General features: G+C 64.4%; 17 protein-coding genes. 8 read left to right on the top strand and 9 right to left on the bottom strand.

Annotation, left to right across the window (positions count from 1 at the left end; translation table 11 throughout):
- Positions 1 to 29 precede the first annotated feature (29 nt).
- A complete protein-coding gene (locus PPA02S_RS16800; protein WP_028635474.1) occupies positions 30 to 2216 on the bottom strand; it encodes a patatin-like phospholipase family protein in 2187 nt (728 codons plus the stop codon).
- Between the two features lie 67 nt (positions 2217 to 2283).
- Here PPA02S_RS16800 and PPA02S_RS16805 point away from each other — a divergent pair, with 67 nt between their 5' ends.
- Positions 2284 to 2565, top strand: a complete 282-nt coding sequence (locus PPA02S_RS16805) for an Rdx family protein (RefSeq protein ID WP_028635475.1) — start codon at positions 2284 to 2286, stop codon at positions 2563 to 2565.
- Here the strand turns inward: PPA02S_RS16805 and PPA02S_RS16810 are convergent, their stop codons facing one another.
- Complete coding sequence (locus tag PPA02S_RS16810; protein ID WP_028635476.1) at positions 2566 to 3456, bottom strand: DMT family transporter; 891 nt, start codon at positions 3454 to 3456, stop codon at positions 2566 to 2568.
- A gap of 127 nt (positions 3457 to 3583) precedes the next feature.
- Between PPA02S_RS16810 and PPA02S_RS16815 the strand changes: the two genes are divergently transcribed.
- Positions 3584 to 4390: a UDP-2,3-diacylglucosamine diphosphatase gene (locus tag PPA02S_RS16815; RefSeq protein ID WP_028635477.1), complete on the top strand. Its 807-nt coding sequence runs from the start codon at positions 3584 to 3586 to the stop codon at positions 4388 to 4390.
- A 3-nt stretch (positions 4391 to 4393) separates the two neighbouring features.
- Here the strand turns inward: PPA02S_RS16815 and PPA02S_RS16820 are convergent, their stop codons facing one another.
- Positions 4394 to 4705 (bottom strand): Mpo1-like protein, encoded by a 312-nt coding sequence (locus PPA02S_RS16820; RefSeq protein WP_028635478.1) that lies wholly within the window; start codon positions 4703 to 4705, stop codon positions 4394 to 4396.
- Between the two features lie 152 nt (positions 4706 to 4857).
- Between PPA02S_RS16820 and PPA02S_RS16825 the strand changes: the two genes are divergently transcribed.
- Positions 4858 to 5919 (top strand): AraC family transcriptional regulator, encoded by a 1062-nt coding sequence (locus PPA02S_RS16825; RefSeq protein ID WP_028635479.1) that lies wholly within the window; start codon positions 4858 to 4860, stop codon positions 5917 to 5919.
- Here PPA02S_RS16825 and PPA02S_RS16830 read toward each other — a convergent pair.
- Positions 5876 to 7330 carry a TrkH family potassium uptake protein gene (locus tag PPA02S_RS16830; protein WP_028635480.1) on the bottom strand — a complete coding sequence of 485 codons (1455 nt, stop codon included), beginning with the start codon at positions 7328 to 7330 and terminating at the stop codon, positions 5876 to 5878. The two genes, PPA02S_RS16825 and PPA02S_RS16830, sit on opposite strands and share 44 nt — an antisense overlap.
- Before the next feature lie 151 nt (positions 7331 to 7481).
- Between PPA02S_RS16830 and PPA02S_RS16835 the strand changes: the two genes are divergently transcribed.
- Complete coding sequence (locus PPA02S_RS16835) at positions 7482 to 8036, top strand: nitroreductase family protein (RefSeq protein WP_028635481.1); 555 nt, start codon at positions 7482 to 7484, stop codon at positions 8034 to 8036.
- 15 nt (positions 8037 to 8051) lie between these two features.
- On the opposite strand, the gene PPA02S_RS16840 is transcribed toward PPA02S_RS16835, so the two are convergent.
- The 5 genes from PPA02S_RS16840 to PPA02S_RS16860 form a co-directional block, all read right to left on the bottom strand.
- Complete coding sequence (locus PPA02S_RS16840) at positions 8052 to 9392, bottom strand: sensor histidine kinase (RefSeq protein ID WP_028635482.1); 1341 nt, start codon at positions 9390 to 9392, stop codon at positions 8052 to 8054.
- A gap of 69 nt (positions 9393 to 9461) precedes the next feature.
- Positions 9462 to 9878 (bottom strand): Spy/CpxP family protein refolding chaperone, encoded by a 417-nt coding sequence (locus PPA02S_RS16845; RefSeq protein ID WP_028635483.1) that lies wholly within the window; start codon positions 9876 to 9878, stop codon positions 9462 to 9464.
- Positions 9879 to 10036: 158 nt separating this feature from the next.
- The gene (locus PPA02S_RS16850; RefSeq protein WP_028635484.1) at positions 10037 to 10714 is read right to left on the bottom strand and encodes a response regulator transcription factor; all 678 of its coding nucleotides are present in this window, start codon (positions 10712 to 10714) and stop codon (positions 10037 to 10039) included.
- A gap of 110 nt (positions 10715 to 10824) precedes the next feature.
- Positions 10825 to 11124 (bottom strand): YciI family protein, encoded by a 300-nt coding sequence (locus PPA02S_RS16855; protein ID WP_028635485.1) that lies wholly within the window; start codon positions 11122 to 11124, stop codon positions 10825 to 10827.
- Between the two features lies 1 nt (position 11125).
- On the bottom strand, positions 11126 to 11719 hold the full coding sequence (locus PPA02S_RS16860; RefSeq protein ID WP_028635486.1) for a septation protein A: 594 nt from the start codon (positions 11717 to 11719) through the stop codon (positions 11126 to 11128).
- Positions 11720 to 11786: 67 nt separating this feature from the next.
- Here PPA02S_RS16860 and PPA02S_RS16865 point away from each other — a divergent pair, with 67 nt between their 5' ends.
- Genes PPA02S_RS16865 through scpB form a run of 4 tightly spaced genes read left to right on the top strand, consistent with a single transcriptional unit; the run spans position 11787 to position 14892 of the window.
- Positions 11787 to 12647, top strand: a complete 861-nt coding sequence (locus tag PPA02S_RS16865; protein ID WP_028635487.1) for a PHP domain-containing protein — start codon at positions 11787 to 11789, stop codon at positions 12645 to 12647.
- A gap of 13 nt (positions 12648 to 12660) precedes the next feature.
- On the top strand, positions 12661 to 13290 hold the full coding sequence (locus PPA02S_RS16870) for an L-threonylcarbamoyladenylate synthase (protein WP_033728206.1): 630 nt from the start codon (positions 12661 to 12663) through the stop codon (positions 13288 to 13290).
- A gap of 11 nt (positions 13291 to 13301) precedes the next feature.
- Positions 13302 to 14141: a segregation and condensation protein A gene (locus PPA02S_RS16875; protein ID WP_487042803.1), complete on the top strand. Its 840-nt coding sequence runs from the start codon at positions 13302 to 13304 to the stop codon at positions 14139 to 14141.
- The gene (gene scpB / locus PPA02S_RS16880) at positions 14128 to 14892 is read left to right on the top strand and encodes an SMC-Scp complex subunit ScpB (RefSeq protein ID WP_028635490.1); all 765 of its coding nucleotides are present in this window, start codon (positions 14128 to 14130) and stop codon (positions 14890 to 14892) included. The genes PPA02S_RS16875 and scpB overlap by 14 nt, the downstream gene beginning before the upstream one ends.
- The last annotated feature ends 118 nt before the right edge of the window (positions 14893 to 15010 follow it).

Here is a 15010-nt window from a genome sequence, read left to right on the forward strand (position 1 = left end):
TCCCACAGGGGCATAGCATCCTTGCGGGCCTAGAACGTCTGGCCAAGGTTCAGGTACACCGCCTGCTCGTGGGCACTGTTGGCGCCGTAGGTGAAGGTAAGCGGCCCGAGTGGTGTTTCCAGGCCCAGGAAGATGCTAGCGGCGTTGATGTAGCCACTGTCGAACTCATTGTCGTTGTTCCAGGCCCTGCCGCGCTCCAGCGAGCCGCCGATGTACAGCGGGAAGTCCAGCGGCACATACGCCTGCGGGGTCAGGCGGCGGTAATACACCATGCGCATCAGGCTCACGTTCTGCCCGGTCACCGAGCCCTGTCGGAAACCAGACAACTCCCGCGCACCGCCCATCACGAAACTGGAGGTCACCACATCGGTGGCATCCAGCGTGCGCCCATAGCGCCCGCCCAGCACGAAGGTGTTCGGCCCGCTGCCGATGGCCTTGTCCAGGTTGAACAACCATTGACGATAGTTGACGTCAGAGTCCAGTGACTTGTCGAACTTGCGCAAGCTCAGGCTGATGTCTTCGCCGTGGTGTGGAAAGTAGACGTTGTCCAGTGTGTCGAACGAGTACTTCAGCTCATAGAACCCTTCATTGAAACTGACCTTGGGCAGGTCCTGGGCGCCAATACGTACTTCGGCCTGGCCCCAGGCTTTGCCCGCCCCCAGGCGCACTTCGCCGTTGTTGCCGATCTGCCGGCCCACGTTGATGCCAAACCCATACCGCTCCAGGCGGTACTCGGCAATAGGGTCGTTTTGCAATGAAGCCACGATGTTGCTGGAGCCCATGTCCAGGTACGGCGCCACGAAGTAGCGCGAACCGGCGTCCAGGGGTTGATAGAACTCGCTGTACAGCGCTTGCTCATCACCGATCTGGCCGCGGGTCAGCCACTCGGCCCCCAGGCTGTTGATGCCGTTCACCCGGTAGCTGGCGCCCAGGTTGAAGGCGCTTTCTCCACGCAGGTCGTCCGACAGGTTAAGGCCCAGGCGCAGGTAATCGGTGCCGCCGCGGCGCCCCCGCGCGTTGATGACCAGGGTATTGTCATCACCCTTGTGCACCACGCGGTACTGCACCCGGTCGAAGTAATCCAGGCCGTACAAGGTGCCCATGTCGGTTTCCAGGTGGCTCAGCTCCAGCGGGGCACCGATCGGTTGGCGGATGTACGAACGGATCACCTGATCGCTCACCTTCGAGTCGTTTTCAATTTTGATGGCGGTAATCACAGGGGTGCGCTGGTGGGGCGAGCGAGCCACCGCCAGCTCGCCGTCACCTTCGGGGCGGGCCAGCGCAGCCAGGCGCGGAGCCAGCAGGCTGGCGGCGCGGTAGCCGGCATCGATCATGTCCCTGGCGCGGCTGAAATCGGCCACGCCATAGGCAGCGAGTGGCGGTTGCACGAGGATATCGTCACGGCGCAGGTTGGCCAGCTGCGCCTCGGAGTTGCGCCGGGTCATCAGGGTGATCGACTGGGTGAGCACGTCGACCACCGTCAACAATTGCTTGCGGTCACGCAGCGGGGTGCCGATATCGACCACGATGGCCACGTCTACCCCCATGTCCCGGGCCACATCCAGCGGAATGTTGTCCACCATGCCGCCATCCACCAGCAGGCGGCCATCCAGTTCTACGGGGGCGAATACTGCCGGGATGGACATGCTGGCGCGGATCACCTGGGGCAGGTGCCCCTGGCTGAACACCACTTTTTCGCCACTGGCGATGTCGGTGGCCACGGCGCGGAACGGGATCGGCAGCTTGTCGAAGTCCCGCGTGTCGGCGGTGTGGGCCAGCTTGCTCTCCAGCAGCAACGCCAGGTTCTGCCCCTGGATCACCCCCAGCGGTAGGCCCAGGCTGCCATCGTCGCGAAAGCTCAGCTTTTGCCGCACCAGAAAGTCGCGGTCGTCCTGCTTGCGGCGAAACGGCACGTCTTCGCGAGGGGGCGCGTCAGAGAGCGCCTGCTGCCAGTCGAGGGTGGTGGCCAGGTGTTCCAGCTCCTGAACGCTGTAACCCGACGCATACAGGCCGCCCACCACCGCACCCATGCTGGTGCCGGCAATCGCATCGATATGCACGCCCTGTTCCTCCAGCGCCCTCAATACGCCGATGTGGGCCAGGCCACGGGCCGCACCGCCAGACAACACCAGGCCGACTTTAGGCCGGGCAGGCTCGGCGGCCATTGCCGTGAAACAGGCGAAGGTAAGCAGCAGGCAGAACAGCGAACGGCGCATCGTAGGTCTCAAACCGGAGGCGAAAGCCCGCTAGTATAAGCGGCCACCCACCTGGAGACCCGCCACCATGGCCGAAAGCAAACCGGAAATTGTCATCACGTATTGCACCCAGTGCCAGTGGTTGCTGCGCGCCGGCTGGCTGGCCCAGGAGCTGCTCAGCACATTTGCCGACGACCTGGGGCAGGTGGCACTGCAGCCTGGTACGGGTGGGGTGTTTCGCATCACCTGCAACGGTGTGCAGATCTGGGAGCGCAAGGCCGATGGCGGCTTCCCCGAGGCCAAGGTATTGAAGCAGCGCGTGCGCGATCAGATCGACCCTCAGCGCGACCTGGGGCACAACGACCGCTGATTACCCGTGCCGCGCCTGTGGCCGTTGCCTGGTTGGTTGCGCCGCGCCCTGGCGGCTGGCCAGCACAATGGAGCACAGGATCAGCACGCCCCCCAGCAGCATGCGCGGGCTCGGGGTTTCGGCGAAGATCAGCCAGGCCAGGGCAATGCCGTAAATGGGCTCCATGCAGAACACCAACGCCGCTGTACGCGCCTTGACCACGCCAAGGCTGGCGACGAACAGGCTGTGGGCCACCCCCGTGCAGAAAACCCCGAGCAGGCCCAGCCACACCCAGTCCATGGCCGTGACCTCGGCCAGGTCAGGGGTGGCGAAGGGCAACAGGCACAGCCCGACCACCAGGTTCTGCCACAGCGCGGCCTGCACCGCTGGCAGGCCACCTGAGCGTGCCCGGTTGGTGAGCGACAGCAGTGAAAACAGCAGTCCCGAAAGCAGCGCCCAGAGCAGGCCCCCAGTGGCTTCGCTGGCAAGGTCGAAGGAAGGTGTTACCAACACCAGCCCAACGCTTACCAGCAGTACCAGTACCGCTTCTTTAGCCCGGATGCGCTCGCGGAACAGCAACCCTTCGAGCACTACGGTAAAGGCCGGGAAACTGGCGAAGCCCAGCGTGGCGATGGCCACGCCGCCCACCCTCACAGCGATAAAAAAACTCACCCAGTGCCCGGCCAGCAGCAGGCCGCCGAGCAGCAATTGAAGGCTGTCCCGGGCGCAGGGCCGGCGCCAGCCGGGGCCGGCAAGGCTGGCAAAGGCCGCCAGGGCCAGTACTGCAAAGCCCGCCCGGCCAAACACGATGACCGACGGGCTGGCGCTGGCGGCCAGCTTGCCGAGCACGCCGGTCAGGCCGAAAAACAACGCGCCTATGTGCAAGGCGCCCAGGGCAGTGCGGTGGTTCATCGAGCAGTTTCCTCAGGCAGGCAGGGCATTGTGCATGATCCGGCCCCTGCCATCATCGGTCACCGTTTTGCCATGGCACTGTCATACCCGGCTGCCAGTCTCCAGCAAACAGCGCCGGAGCCTGCCCATGACCCATGCCGAACTGTCCCGCCCCTCACGCAAGCAGCGGGTGCGTACCCTGTGGATCTCGGACGTGCACCTGGGCACCCGTGACTGCCAGGCCGAGCACTTGTCACGGTTTTTGAAGGCTTATCAGGCCGACCGTATCTACCTGGTGGGTGACATCATCGACGGCTGGAAGCTGCGTGGCGGCATCTACTGGCCGCAGGCCCACACCAACGTCATCCGCCGCCTGCTCACCATGAGCAAGCGGGGTACGGACGTTATCTACGTTACCGGCAACCATGACGAGTTTCTGCGCCGTTATTCAAAGCTGGTACTGGGCAATATCCAGTTGGTGGACGAGGCCGAGCACCTGACCGCTGACGGCCGCCGCCTGCTGGTGGTGCACGGTGACCAGTTCGATGTGATCACCCGCTACCATCGCTGGCTGGCGTTTCTCGGCGACCGCGCCTACGAGTTCACCCTGGTGCTCAACCGTTGGCTCAATCACTGGCGTGCCCGGTATGGTTATGGTTACTGGTCGCTGTCGGCTTACCTCAAGCACAAGGTCAAGGGCGCGGTGAACTTCATCAGCGACTTTGAGCAAGCCATCGCCCACGAATGCACCCGCCGTGGCTTTCACGGGGTAGTGTGCGGGCACATCCATCACGCCGAGATGCGCAAGGTAGGGGAAGTGGAGTACTTGAACTGTGGGGACTGGGTCGAGTCGTGCACCGCGCTGATCGAGCATTGGGATGGCACGATCGAACTGTATCGGCTGGCCGAGGCGCAGGCTGGCACCGTGGTGCAGAAGGCGCCTGTTCAGGTGTGAGGGCTACAGCCGAACCTTGCCCAACAGTACATCCCTGAACATGGCGAAATCACCGATCAGGCTGTAGAGCGGGTAGGTGAAGGTGGCTGGCCGGTTTTTTTCGAAGAAGAAATGCCCGACCCAGGCGAAGCCATAGCCCACCACCGGTACTGCCAGCAGTAGAAGCCATTTGCCGCTGCCCAGGGTGTAGGCCAGCAGGGCGATCACCAGGCTGGTGCCAACGAAGTGCAGGCGGCGGCACGTGGGGTTGCTGTGCTCGCCCAGGTAATATGGGTAGAACTCGGCAAAGCTGCGAAATGGCGCGGTGGGGTGCATGTCAGTGCTCCGGGTTGGGACTTCTGGACGGGATGCACGGCGTGGAGCCTGATTCGAGTCTAGAGTCATTGGCGGGGCCGACCAGTGACAATAGGCGCCAATTGAGTATCCTTGGGGTTCACCGCAGGCGCGGTCAGGATAAGAAGCATGCCATGAGCGAAAGAACCACGTCAGCCAGCTGGGCATCAGGGATCGTGAAGGCGCTCGAGCTGGAGGGGCTGGACTGCCAGGCCATGTTCCGGCAGTTGGGGCTTGATTTCGCCGCCCTTGACGACCCTGACGCACGCTTTGCGCAAGATTCCATGACCCGGCTTTGGCAATTGGCCGTCGAGCTCTCGGGCAACGAGGCCATCGGCCTGAACATGGCGCGCGTGGTGCGGCCCGCTTCGTTCCACGTGGTGGGCTACGCCTTGATGTCCAGCCGTACCCTGGCGGAAGGTTTCGAGCGGCTGGTGCGCTACCAGCGCATCATCGCCGAAAGCTCCGACCTGAGTTTCACCTTGGGTGCCGAGGGCTATTCGTTGATCCTGACCGTGCATGGCGATCACCTGCCGCCGACCCGGCACAGTGCCGAGGCGTCCCTGGCCTGTGCGCTGGCGCTGTGCAAATGGCTGAGCGGCCGGCCGGTGCAGCCGCGCCGGGTTTTGGTGCAAGGCCCCCAGCCGAAAAACGTGGAACCGTACAAAGTCGCCTTCCATTCGCCCCTGGTTTTTGGTGCGCCTCACGATGCACTGGTGTTCGAGCGCGCTGACATGGAGGCACCGCTGCCGACCGCCAACGAAGCCATGGCCGTGCTGCATGACCGTTTTGCCGGCGAGTACCTGGCACGCTTTTCTGAAACCCGAGTGACGCATCGGGTGCGTCAGGTGCTCTGCCGCATCCTGCCCCAAGGGGAACCGAAGCGCGAAACCCTGGCCCAGGCCCTGCACCTGTCGCAACGCACGCTGCAGCGGCGCTTGCAGGAAGAGGGCACCAGTTTTCAGTCGTTGCTCGATGACACCCGGCGCGAACTGGCCGAGCAGTACCTGGCCCAGCCTGGCATGACCCTGCTGGAAACCGCCTACCTGCTGGGCTTCGCCGACCCCAGCAATTTCTACCGGGCCTTCCGCCGCTGGTTCGACACCACCCCCACCGAATACCGCGCCCGCCTGGGTACCCAGGCCGATGCGGTCAGTGACGCCAGAATGCAGGCATGCACAACACCAGCACGGTAATGATCTCCAGACGCCCCAACAGCATGCCGCTGGCCAGGATCCACTTGGCGGCATCTGGCAGCTTGGCGTAATTGCCCGATGGGCCGATCACCTCTCCAAGCCCAGGCCCCACCCCGGAAACGGTACCGGCAGCGCCGGTGAGCGCGGTCATCCAGTCCACGCCCAGCAGCGACAGCAGCAGCGCCATGACGCAGATGGTGATGGCGAAGAAAAACGAGAACGTGAGAATGGAGCGCACGATTTCTTCGTCCAGGCGGTGGCCGTTGTACTTCTGCTTGATCACCGCACGTGGGTGGATCAGTTGGTTGAGGTTGGCCTTTAGCAGAATGTAGGCCACCTGGAAGCGGAAAATCTTGATGCCCCCGGCGGTTGAGCCGGAGCAGCCGCCGACGAAGCCCAGGTAGAAGAACAGCATCAGCGAGAAGTTGCCCCACAGGCTGTAGTCGCCCAGGGCAAAGCCGGTGGTGGTGACCACCGACGTGACGTTCAGCGCAACGTGCCGCAGGGCGTCCAGCCAGTGCAGGTTGGTGGTGTACCAGTACCAGGTGCCCAGCACCAGCCAGGTGGCCACCAGCATACCGAGCAGGCCCTGTACCTGCTGGTCGCGGATCAGCGCGCCGCGGTTGCCGCGCAGGGTGGCCACATACAGGGTGAACGGCAGGCTGCCAAGAATCATCACCACCACGGCCACCCAGTGCACGGCAGGGATGTCCCACTTGGCCAGGGATTGGTCCGAGGTAGAAAAGCCACCTGTGGAGATCGCCGACATGGCATGGTTGATGGCGTCGAACGGGCTCATGCCGGCCCACCAGAAGGCCAGCGCACCCAGTATCGAGAAGCCCACGTACACCGCCACGATGGACTTGGCCACCATGTGCGAGCGTGGCATGACCTTCTCAGAGCGGTCGGAGGATTCGGTCTGGAACAGCCGCATGCCACCGATACGCAGCAGCGGCAGGATCGCCACCGCCATCGCGATGAAGCCGATCCCCCCCAGCCAGTGCAGCATCGAGCGCCACATCAGGATGCCGGGCGACATGGTGTCCAGCCCGCTGAGCACGGTGGCGCCCGTGGCGGTGATGCCCGACATGCTTTCGAAGAAAGCGTCGGTGTAGCTGATATGCTGGGTAAGCAGAAACGGCAACGCGGCGAACACGCAGACCACCAGCCAACTGCATACCGTCAGCAGGTACATGTCACGCGGGCGCAGGTGCACGTGCTCGGGGCGCCCCGGGATGACCAGCGCCAAGCCTGCCAGGAAGGTGATCAGGCTCGACCACAGGAACGACGGCATGTCACTGGTACGTTCGAAGATCACCAGTGTCGCCATGGGGACGGCCATGCCCACCGCCAGCGTGATCAGGAAGATGCCGATGATGAAACCAATGATCCTCAGGGTCGGCAACGCCATGTGCTGTGCTCGGGCTCGGAACGGAAGGGCGCCATTCTACCTGCGAGGCGCGCAGGCTCAAGCCCAATCGGCAGCTGCCTGCCGTGCTGCTTGCAGCTTGTAGCTTGCAGCCTGAGAATGACCGCACATTCAATTATCAGGAGGGTAGCCGATGGAGGCTCTCGACGCATTGCTCAACCGTGTTTCCGTGCCACGCCTGACCGACCCGGCGCCCAATGAGGCCCAGCGTGAAGCGCTGTTCCAGGCCGCCTTGCGTGCGCCGGACCATGGCCAGTTGCGGCCTTGGCGGTTCCTCACCATCGAGGGTGCCGCGCGCGAGCGTTTGGGTGAGCTGTTCGCCGAGGCCGTGAAGGGCAAAGGCGAGGCGACCGAGGCGGCGCTGGACAAGGCACGGGCGATGCCGCTGCGGGCGCCGCTGCTGATCGTGGTGGTCGCAAGCCTGCAGGATCATTTCAAGGTGCCTAAATCCGAACAGCGTCTGGCTGCCGGCTGTGCGGCGCACGGTATCCTCATTGCCGCCCACGCCCAAGGTATCGGTGCGGTGTGGCGCACCGGTGACCTGGCTTTCGATGCGCATGTGCACCAAGGCCTTGGCCTTGCGGACAATGAAGAGCTGATCGGCTTCCTGTACGTGGGTACCCCGCTGAACGAGCCGCGTACGGCGCCCGTGCTGCAAACCGCCGATTTCGTCTGTACCTGGGGCTAGGCAGCGGCCCTTGCCTCAACTGCCCGCGGCCTCGGCCACTGGCAGCTCCAGTGTCGCCACAAAGCCTCCTTGCGGGTGGTTTTCCAGCGTCAGGCCGCCGCCATGGCGCTCGGCCGCCTTGCGGGCGATGGCCAACCCCAGGCCGTGGCCTGGGGACTCCTGCCCCGGCGCGCGGAAGAACGGTTCACCCAGCCGCGTCAGGTGCGCCGCCGCCGCGCCTGGGCCGTGATCACGCACGCTCACCCGCACCTGATCGCCTTCGCGTACAGCGCGCAACTCCACGGGCTGGCCTGGCGGGTTGAAGCGCAGTGCGTTGCGCAGCAGGTTATCCACGGCGCGCTCGATGAGCGTGGGCCAGCCCTGCAGGGTCAGGCCCGGCTGCGCTTCCAGGCGCACGTCCTGTTCGGGGGCGCTTAGCAGTGCGTCCTTGCGCACGCTACCCAGCAGGGCATTGAGGTCGACCGGTTCGGCATGGGCCTGGTCGGCATCGACCCTGGCCAGGGTGAGAATCTCGCTGATCAGGTCTTCCAGCCGGTCACACTCGCGGGCCAGGCGTGGCCATAGGGCCTCGCGCTGCTCGGGGTCCGCCCGTTCGGCCAGGGCCAGGGCAATGCGCAGCCGGGCCAGTGGCGAACGCAGCTCGTGAGACACGTCGCGCAGCAACTGGCGTTGGCTGCCGATCGTGCTCTGCAGGCGCGCGCCCATCTTGTTGAAATCCTGCGCCAGTACGCCGAACTCATCGCGCCTGGCTGCCAGTTGCGCCAGACTGTTCTGCTGGTAGGTGGTCTGGCCCAGGTCATGCACGGCGCTGCGCAGCCGGCTTAACGGGCGGGTGATCGACAGCGTTACCAGCAGGCTGAACAGGGTCAGCACCACCAGCGCGATCCCCAGCGCACTCAGTGGCCACAGCAGGCTCTCGCGGTGCCAGGCGTCCAGGGCCGGGTGTGGAATGCGGTAGATAAGCAGGTAGGAGTTGCCCGACTTGGGGCTGGTGTATTCCTCGGTCAGCCGGCGCCACGGCAAGCGGCGTTCATCATTGTGCTGGCGTGCCTCCAGGGCGGCGGCCCGGCGCGGGAAGGTACCCGGGACCACGGCATCGCCGCTGTCGTCCAGCACCTGCACGTCGATCTTGTAGCGGTCCTTGCGCCGCTCCAGAAAACGCTGCGCCGGGTCTACACCCTCTTGCTCGTAGTGCTTGGCCCACTGACTGGCCAGGGTATTGAGCCCTGGGTGACGGCTGAGTATCCAGGCGTCCTGGTTGAGCATGTGCCCCAGCAGGATCGACAACCCTGCCACAAGGGCGATGGCCAGCCAGAAACTGGCCAGAATGCGCCAGAACAATGAACGCACGAGCACCTCCGCAAACGGTAAAAGCCCGCCGCGCACCAGGCTGGCCTGATGCGGGGCGGGCGTCGAGTTGAAAGCTTACTGGGCCTTCTTGGCTTTTTCAGCTTTCCAGGTCTGGAATTCCTGCCATTCGGCGCGTTTGGCTGCGCGTTCTTTCTGCAGTTCGTCGAACTTCTTCTGCTGGTCAGGCTTGAGCAGGTTGCGTACGGCGCTGTCGGTCTTGTCGCGGCTGGCCTGCAGTTCGTCTTTCATGGCCTTCTGGTCGGCAGCTGGCAGCTTCTCCAAGTAACGCTCGGTGATGTCGCGACGCTGCTGCATTTGCTCGCCCATCAGTTTGCCCACCTGTTCACGTTGGTCGCGGGTCAGGTCCAGCTCATGGAAGGCCGGGCCGCCGCGGTGGTGCGGGCCGTCCGGGCGTGGGCCGCCATCAGGCATGGCCATGGCCACGGTTGGCAGGGCGGCGGCGAACAGCAGGGCGGTGAGGGTCTTGCGCATGGTGTCTCTCCTTTCATAGGCCGGCAGTGACCGGATGGGCACAGTCTAGGGCGGTGACCGTCAAGCGCCGTCAGTGCAGGGTAAAGGAAAGGTAAAGGGGCAGGGGGCGCTGCAAGCCGTTTGCGCACGGCCTACCGTTGGTTAGTGCAGCGCATTGCTCACTGGGCGTAGTAGTAACCGCGGCTGCGCAAGGCGACGATACGCGGGCGCCCGTCGGCATGGGGGCCGATTTTCTTGCGCAGGTTGCTCACATGCATGTCCAGGCTGCGGTCGTACAGGGTCAGCTTGCGGCCAAGGCCGATCTGCGCCAGTTCCTGCTTGTCCAGCGGCTCGCCCGGCTGCCGCAGCAGGGCCTCGAGAATCCGGCTTTCGGACAGGGTAAGGGTCATTTCCCGGCCGTCGATACTGGCCACGCCCCTGGCAGGGCTGTATACCAGGTCGCCCAGCTCCAGCTGGCTGCTGGTGGCGGTGGGGTGGCTGCGGCGCAACACGGCGCGCAGGCGCGCGGTGAGTTCCCGTGGGTCACAGGGTTTGGCCAGGTAATCGTCAGCACCCAGCTCCAGGCCCAGGATACGGTCCAGGGGCTCGCCCCGGGCAGACAGCATCAGCACCGGCAGTTCGGCGTGTTCGCTGCGCAGCTGCTTGAGCAGCTCCAGGCCGCTGCCATCGGGCAGCATCACGTCCAGCACCACGGCGGCCGGCGCCTGATCGGCCAGCGCCTGGCGTGCGGCCTGGCCATCGTGGCAGGCGCGCACGCTGAAGCCTTCCTGGGTCAGCCAGCTGGCGAGCAGGTCGCACAGCTCCTGGTCATCATCAATCAGTAACAGCTCGCTCATGACTCACTCAATTCAACCATTGACGGCGACTCGTTGGTCCGCCAGTGGCAAAGATACCGCAGTCCTAAGGCCCGCGTGCAACTGTGACCGGCGTGGCGCCGCCAGGGCGATCAAGGCATAACTTGCTTGAAGGGTTTGACCACGACCTGTTCGTACACGCCCGCAGCGATATAGGGGTCGGCATCGGCCCAGGCCTGGGCGGCGGTAAGCGAATCGAATTCGGCAACGATCAGGCTGCCACTGAAACCGGCGTCGCCCGGGTCGTTGCTGTCGATGGCCGGGTGCGGGCCGGCCAGCACCACACGGCCTTCGGCCTTGAGCTGCTGCAGGCGCTCGATGTGCGCAGGGCGTGCAGCCAGGCGTTTTTCCAGGGAGTTGGCGACGTCGCTGGCGATGATGGCGTAGAGCATGTCAATCCTTGGGTTTGGAGGTAGAGGGGTCATCGTGCAGGTGGCGGGACAGGTACACGCCCTGTGCCACCAGGAAGAGCACGGTCATGCCCAGGCTGCCGAACACCTTGAAGTCCACCCAGAAGTCCTGGAAGGTGAAGGCGACGAACAGGTTGGCGGCACCGCAGAACACGAAAAAGCCTATCCAGGCCAGGTTCAGGCGCGTCCAGATGGCATCTGGCAGGGTCAGGGCATGGCCCATGATGCGCTTGATCAGCACCCGGTCACCTATGAAGTGGCTGCCCGCGAAGGCCAGGGCGAACAGCCAGTTCACCACGGGTGCCTTCCACTTGAGGAAGGTTTCGCTGTGGAAGGTGAGGGTAAGGCCGCCGAACACCAGGCAGGCGACAAGCGTCAGCCACTGGCCCTTTTCCAGCTTGCGCTGGCGCAGGAACAGGGCGCCATAGACCACCAGCGAACTGACGATGAGCATCGCCGTGGCGCTGTAGATGCCGCCAAACTCGAAGCTGTGCCCAGCCAGTTCGACAGGGCGCGGGTCCAGCTTGTAGACGATGAAGAACAGCAGCAGCGGGATGAAATCGATGAATTGTTTCACAATGGCAGCCAGAACCGGGATGTGACGGCATAATAACAAACATCGATTCCAGCGAAAGCGCTACTCCATGAATGTTGATCTGCACTGTCACAGCACGGCCTCCGATGGCGCCCTGTCGCCTTCGGTCCTGGTCGCCCGGGCCTTCGAGCATGGGGTGCGAACGCTGGCGCTCACCGACCATGACACCCTCGAAGGCCTGCCCGAAGCGCGCCAGGCCTGCCAGTCGCACGGCATGCACTGGGTCAGCGGGGTGGAGTTGTCCTGCACTTGGGGTGGCGCCACCATCCACGTGCTGGGGTATGACTTCCCGCTGGACGCCCCACCGTTGCTGGCCGCCATCGAGGCGCTGCACCGCGGCCGCTGGCTGCGCGCCGAAGAGATCGACAAACGCCTGGCCGCCAAGGGCATGCCCGGCACGCTGCAAGGCGCACGCCAGGTTCAGCACGCACTGGGCGACAGCGGCAACGCGCCGGCGCGCCCGCATTTTGCCGAATACCTGGTACGGGCCGGGCACGTCAAGGACCGCGGCGAGGCGTTTCGCAAATGGCTGGGTGCCGGCAAGCTGGGCGACGTCAAGCAGCACTGGCCCACGCTGGAGGAAACCGTTGCCACCCTGCGGCAGTCCAATGCCTGGGTAAGCCTGGCCCACCCGATGCATTACACGCTGACACGCAGCAAGCGCAGACGGCTGATAGCCGACTATATTCAGGCAGGGGGGCAGGCGCTTGAAGTGGTCAACGGCATGATGCCCGCCGAGCAGGTGGGTACCCTGTCCATCCTTACCCGTGAATTCGGCCTGCTGGCAAGCGCTGGCAGTGATTTCCACGGCCCCGGCACCTGGGGCGAGATCGGTGCCTACCGGCCTTTGCCCGAGGACCTGCCACCTCTGTGGCGCCGTTTCAGCCATGAACAGCCAATGTCGGCATGAACAGGACGAGTACGTGAGCCAATTTTTCCAGATTCATCCGGAGAACCCGCAGGCGCGGCTGATCCGTCAGGCGGTGGAGATCATCCGCAAGGGTGGGGTGGTGGTGTACCCCACCGACTCGGCCTACGCCCTGGGCTGCCAGATCGGTGACAAGGCCGCCATCGAGCGGGTCCGGCGCCTGCGCGGGCTGGACAAGACCCACAACTTCACCCTGATGTGTTGCGACATGTCGCAGCTGGGGCTGTACGCCAAGGTCGACACCGGCACCTTCCGCTTGCTCAAGGCCCATGTGCCGGGCCCTTACACCTTCATTCTGAACGGTACCCGCGAGGTGCCGCGCCTGTTGCTGCACGAGAAGCGCCGCACCATCGGCCTGCGCGTGCCGGACCACGCCATCACCCTGGCGCTGCTGGCAGAGCTGGGCGAGCCGCTGATGAGCGTGAGCCTGATTCTGCCCGGCGACGAAGAGCCAATGACCGACCCGTACGAAATCCGCGAACGCCTGGAGCATCATGTGGACCTGGTGATCGACGGCGGCTATGGCGACCTGAAGGCTTCCACCATCATCGACCTGTCTGGCGACGAGCCGGCGCTGATCCGCGAAGGTTGTGGCGACCCGGCGCCGTTCCTGGTCAGCGCGTGAACCCGGTATCAATGCCTGAGGCCCCGGCCCCCCAGGCCGAGGTGCCCAGGCAGCTGCAACTGGCGCTGGTGTATGGCGAGGCGGTCACCGAGCTGCCGCTGGACCTGTATATCCCGCCCGATGCCCTGGAAGTCATCCTCGAAGCCTTCGAAGGCCCGCTGGACCTGCTGCTGTACCTGATCCGCAAGCAGAACATCGATATTCTCGACATCCCGGTGGCGGAAATTACCCGACAGTACATGGGGTACGTCGAGTTGATGAAAAGCGTGCGCCTGGAGCTGGCTGCCGAGTACCTGGTGATGGCGGCCATGCTTGCCGAGATCAAGTCGCGCATGCTGCTGCCGCGCGCTGTCGACGTGGATGAAGAGGAGGGCGACCCGCGCGCCGAACTGATCCGCCGGCTGCAGGAGTACGAGCGGTTCAAGGCCGCCGCCGAGGGCATCGACGGGTTGTCGAGGGTGGGGCGCGAGGTGCTGGTGCCGTGCCTGGAGGCGCCGCAGGCCAAGGTGCGCAAGCTGCTGCCCGAAGTCAGCCTGGAAGAACTGTTGTTTTCCATGGCCGAGGTGATGCGCCGCAATGACCTGTTCGAAAGCCATCAGATCACCCGCGAAACCCTGTCGACCCGCGAGCGCATGAGCCAGGTACTCGAGCGCCTGAAGGGCGGTGGCTTCGTACCCTTTGTCGAGCTGTTCACGCCGGAAGAAGGCAAGCTGGGGGTGGTGGTCACCTTCATGGCCATTCTCGAACTGGTGAAGGAAACGCTGGTGGAACTGGTGCAGAATGAGGCCTTCGCCGCCATTCATGTGCGGCTACGCCCGGCCTCTGTTGAAGAACCCGATGAACCTGAATGAACCGCGCGACCTGGCGTCGCTGATTGAAGCCTTCCTGCTGGCCTCGGGCAAACCCCAGTCTCTGGAGCGCCTGTACGAGCTGTTCGAAGAGGCCGAGCGCCCCGAGCCGAAAGTGTTTCGCCAGGCCCTGGAGGTGTTGGGCAAGTCGTGCAACGGCCGTGCGTTCGAACTCAAGGAGGTAGCCAGCGGTTACCGCCTGCAGATTCGCGAGGCGTATGCCCCCTGGGTGGGCCGGCTGTGGGAAGAGCGCCCCCAGCGTTACTCGCGGGCGCTGCTCGAAACCCTGGCCCTGATCGCCTACCGCCAGCCTATCACTCGCGGTGAAATCGAAGACGTACGTGGCGTGGCGGTGAACAGCAATATCGTCAAAACCCTGATGGAGCGTGAGTGGATTCGCGTGGTGGGCTACCGCGAGGTACCAGGCCGGCCCGCGATGTTCGCCACCACCAAGGCGTTTCTCGACCACTTCAACCTCAAAAGCCTGGAAGACCTGCCCGCCCTTGCCGCCCTGCGGGAAATGGAACCCGAGCCGCTGCTGGACCCGGATGACGCACCGGTGCCCGCCCACTTGCAGGCGTTGGCTGATGCCAGCCTTGGGGAAGAGGAAGACCCTGCGCCACCGAAGGACGAAACCAGCTTCCGAAGCCTGTTGGTGGAGCTCGACGCCATGGAGCAGGGGCTCAAGACCGATTTCGACGACCTGCGCGAAACCGAGCCTGCCGCAGAGAGCCTGGGCAAGCTGGAGCCTTGAGCGCTTCCACTGGGCAGAAAGACCGCGTCTAGCTGTTAAAACCCGCTAAGCTGCGGTGCGTTCCCACGCTGAACCGCGTATGATGCGCGGCCTTTTGGCGCATTCGCTGCCAAATGCC

The organism is Pseudomonas parafulva NBRC 16636 = DSM 17004 (assembly GCF_000730645.1).
In the GTDB taxonomy this organism is placed as follows: Bacteria; Pseudomonadota; Gammaproteobacteria; order Pseudomonadales; family Pseudomonadaceae; genus Aquipseudomonas; species Aquipseudomonas parafulva.

What these genes read in the sequence shown, in the direction of transcription:
- PPA02S_RS16800 (WP_028635474.1), bottom strand. Translation starts at nt 2,216, where the DNA reads ATGCGCCGTTCGCTGTTCTGCCTGCTGCTTACCTTCGCCTGTTTCACG.
- PPA02S_RS16805 (WP_028635475.1), top strand. Translation starts at nt 2,284, where the DNA reads ATGGCCGAAAGCAAACCGGAAATTGTCATCACGTATTGCACCCAGTGC.
- PPA02S_RS16810 (WP_028635476.1), bottom strand. Translation starts at nt 3,456, where the DNA reads ATGAACCACCGCACTGCCCTGGGCGCCTTGCACATAGGCGCGTTGTTT.
- PPA02S_RS16815 (WP_028635477.1), top strand. Translation starts at nt 3,584, where the DNA reads ATGACCCATGCCGAACTGTCCCGCCCCTCACGCAAGCAGCGGGTGCGT.
- PPA02S_RS16820 (WP_028635478.1), bottom strand. Translation starts at nt 4,705, where the DNA reads ATGCACCCCACCGCGCCATTTCGCAGCTTTGCCGAGTTCTACCCATAT.
- PPA02S_RS16825 (WP_028635479.1), top strand. Translation starts at nt 4,858, where the DNA reads ATGAGCGAAAGAACCACGTCAGCCAGCTGGGCATCAGGGATCGTGAAG.
- PPA02S_RS16830 (WP_028635480.1), bottom strand. Translation starts at nt 7,330, where the DNA reads ATGGCGTTGCCGACCCTGAGGATCATTGGTTTCATCATCGGCATCTTC.
- PPA02S_RS16835 (WP_028635481.1), top strand. Translation starts at nt 7,482, where the DNA reads ATGGAGGCTCTCGACGCATTGCTCAACCGTGTTTCCGTGCCACGCCTG.
- PPA02S_RS16845 (WP_028635483.1), bottom strand. Translation starts at nt 9,878, where the DNA reads ATGCGCAAGACCCTCACCGCCCTGCTGTTCGCCGCCGCCCTGCCAACC.
- PPA02S_RS16850 (WP_028635484.1), bottom strand. Translation starts at nt 10,714, where the DNA reads ATGAGCGAGCTGTTACTGATTGATGATGACCAGGAGCTGTGCGACCTG.
- PPA02S_RS16855 (WP_028635485.1), bottom strand. Translation starts at nt 11,124, where the DNA reads ATGCTCTACGCCATCATCGCCAGCGACGTCGCCAACTCCCTGGAAAAA.
- PPA02S_RS16865 (WP_028635487.1), top strand. Translation starts at nt 11,787, where the DNA reads ATGAATGTTGATCTGCACTGTCACAGCACGGCCTCCGATGGCGCCCTG.
- PPA02S_RS16875 (WP_487042803.1), top strand. Translation starts at nt 13,302, where the DNA reads ATGCCTGAGGCCCCGGCCCCCCAGGCCGAGGTGCCCAGGCAGCTGCAA.
- scpB (WP_028635490.1), top strand. Translation starts at nt 14,128, where the DNA reads ATGAACCTGAATGAACCGCGCGACCTGGCGTCGCTGATTGAAGCCTTC.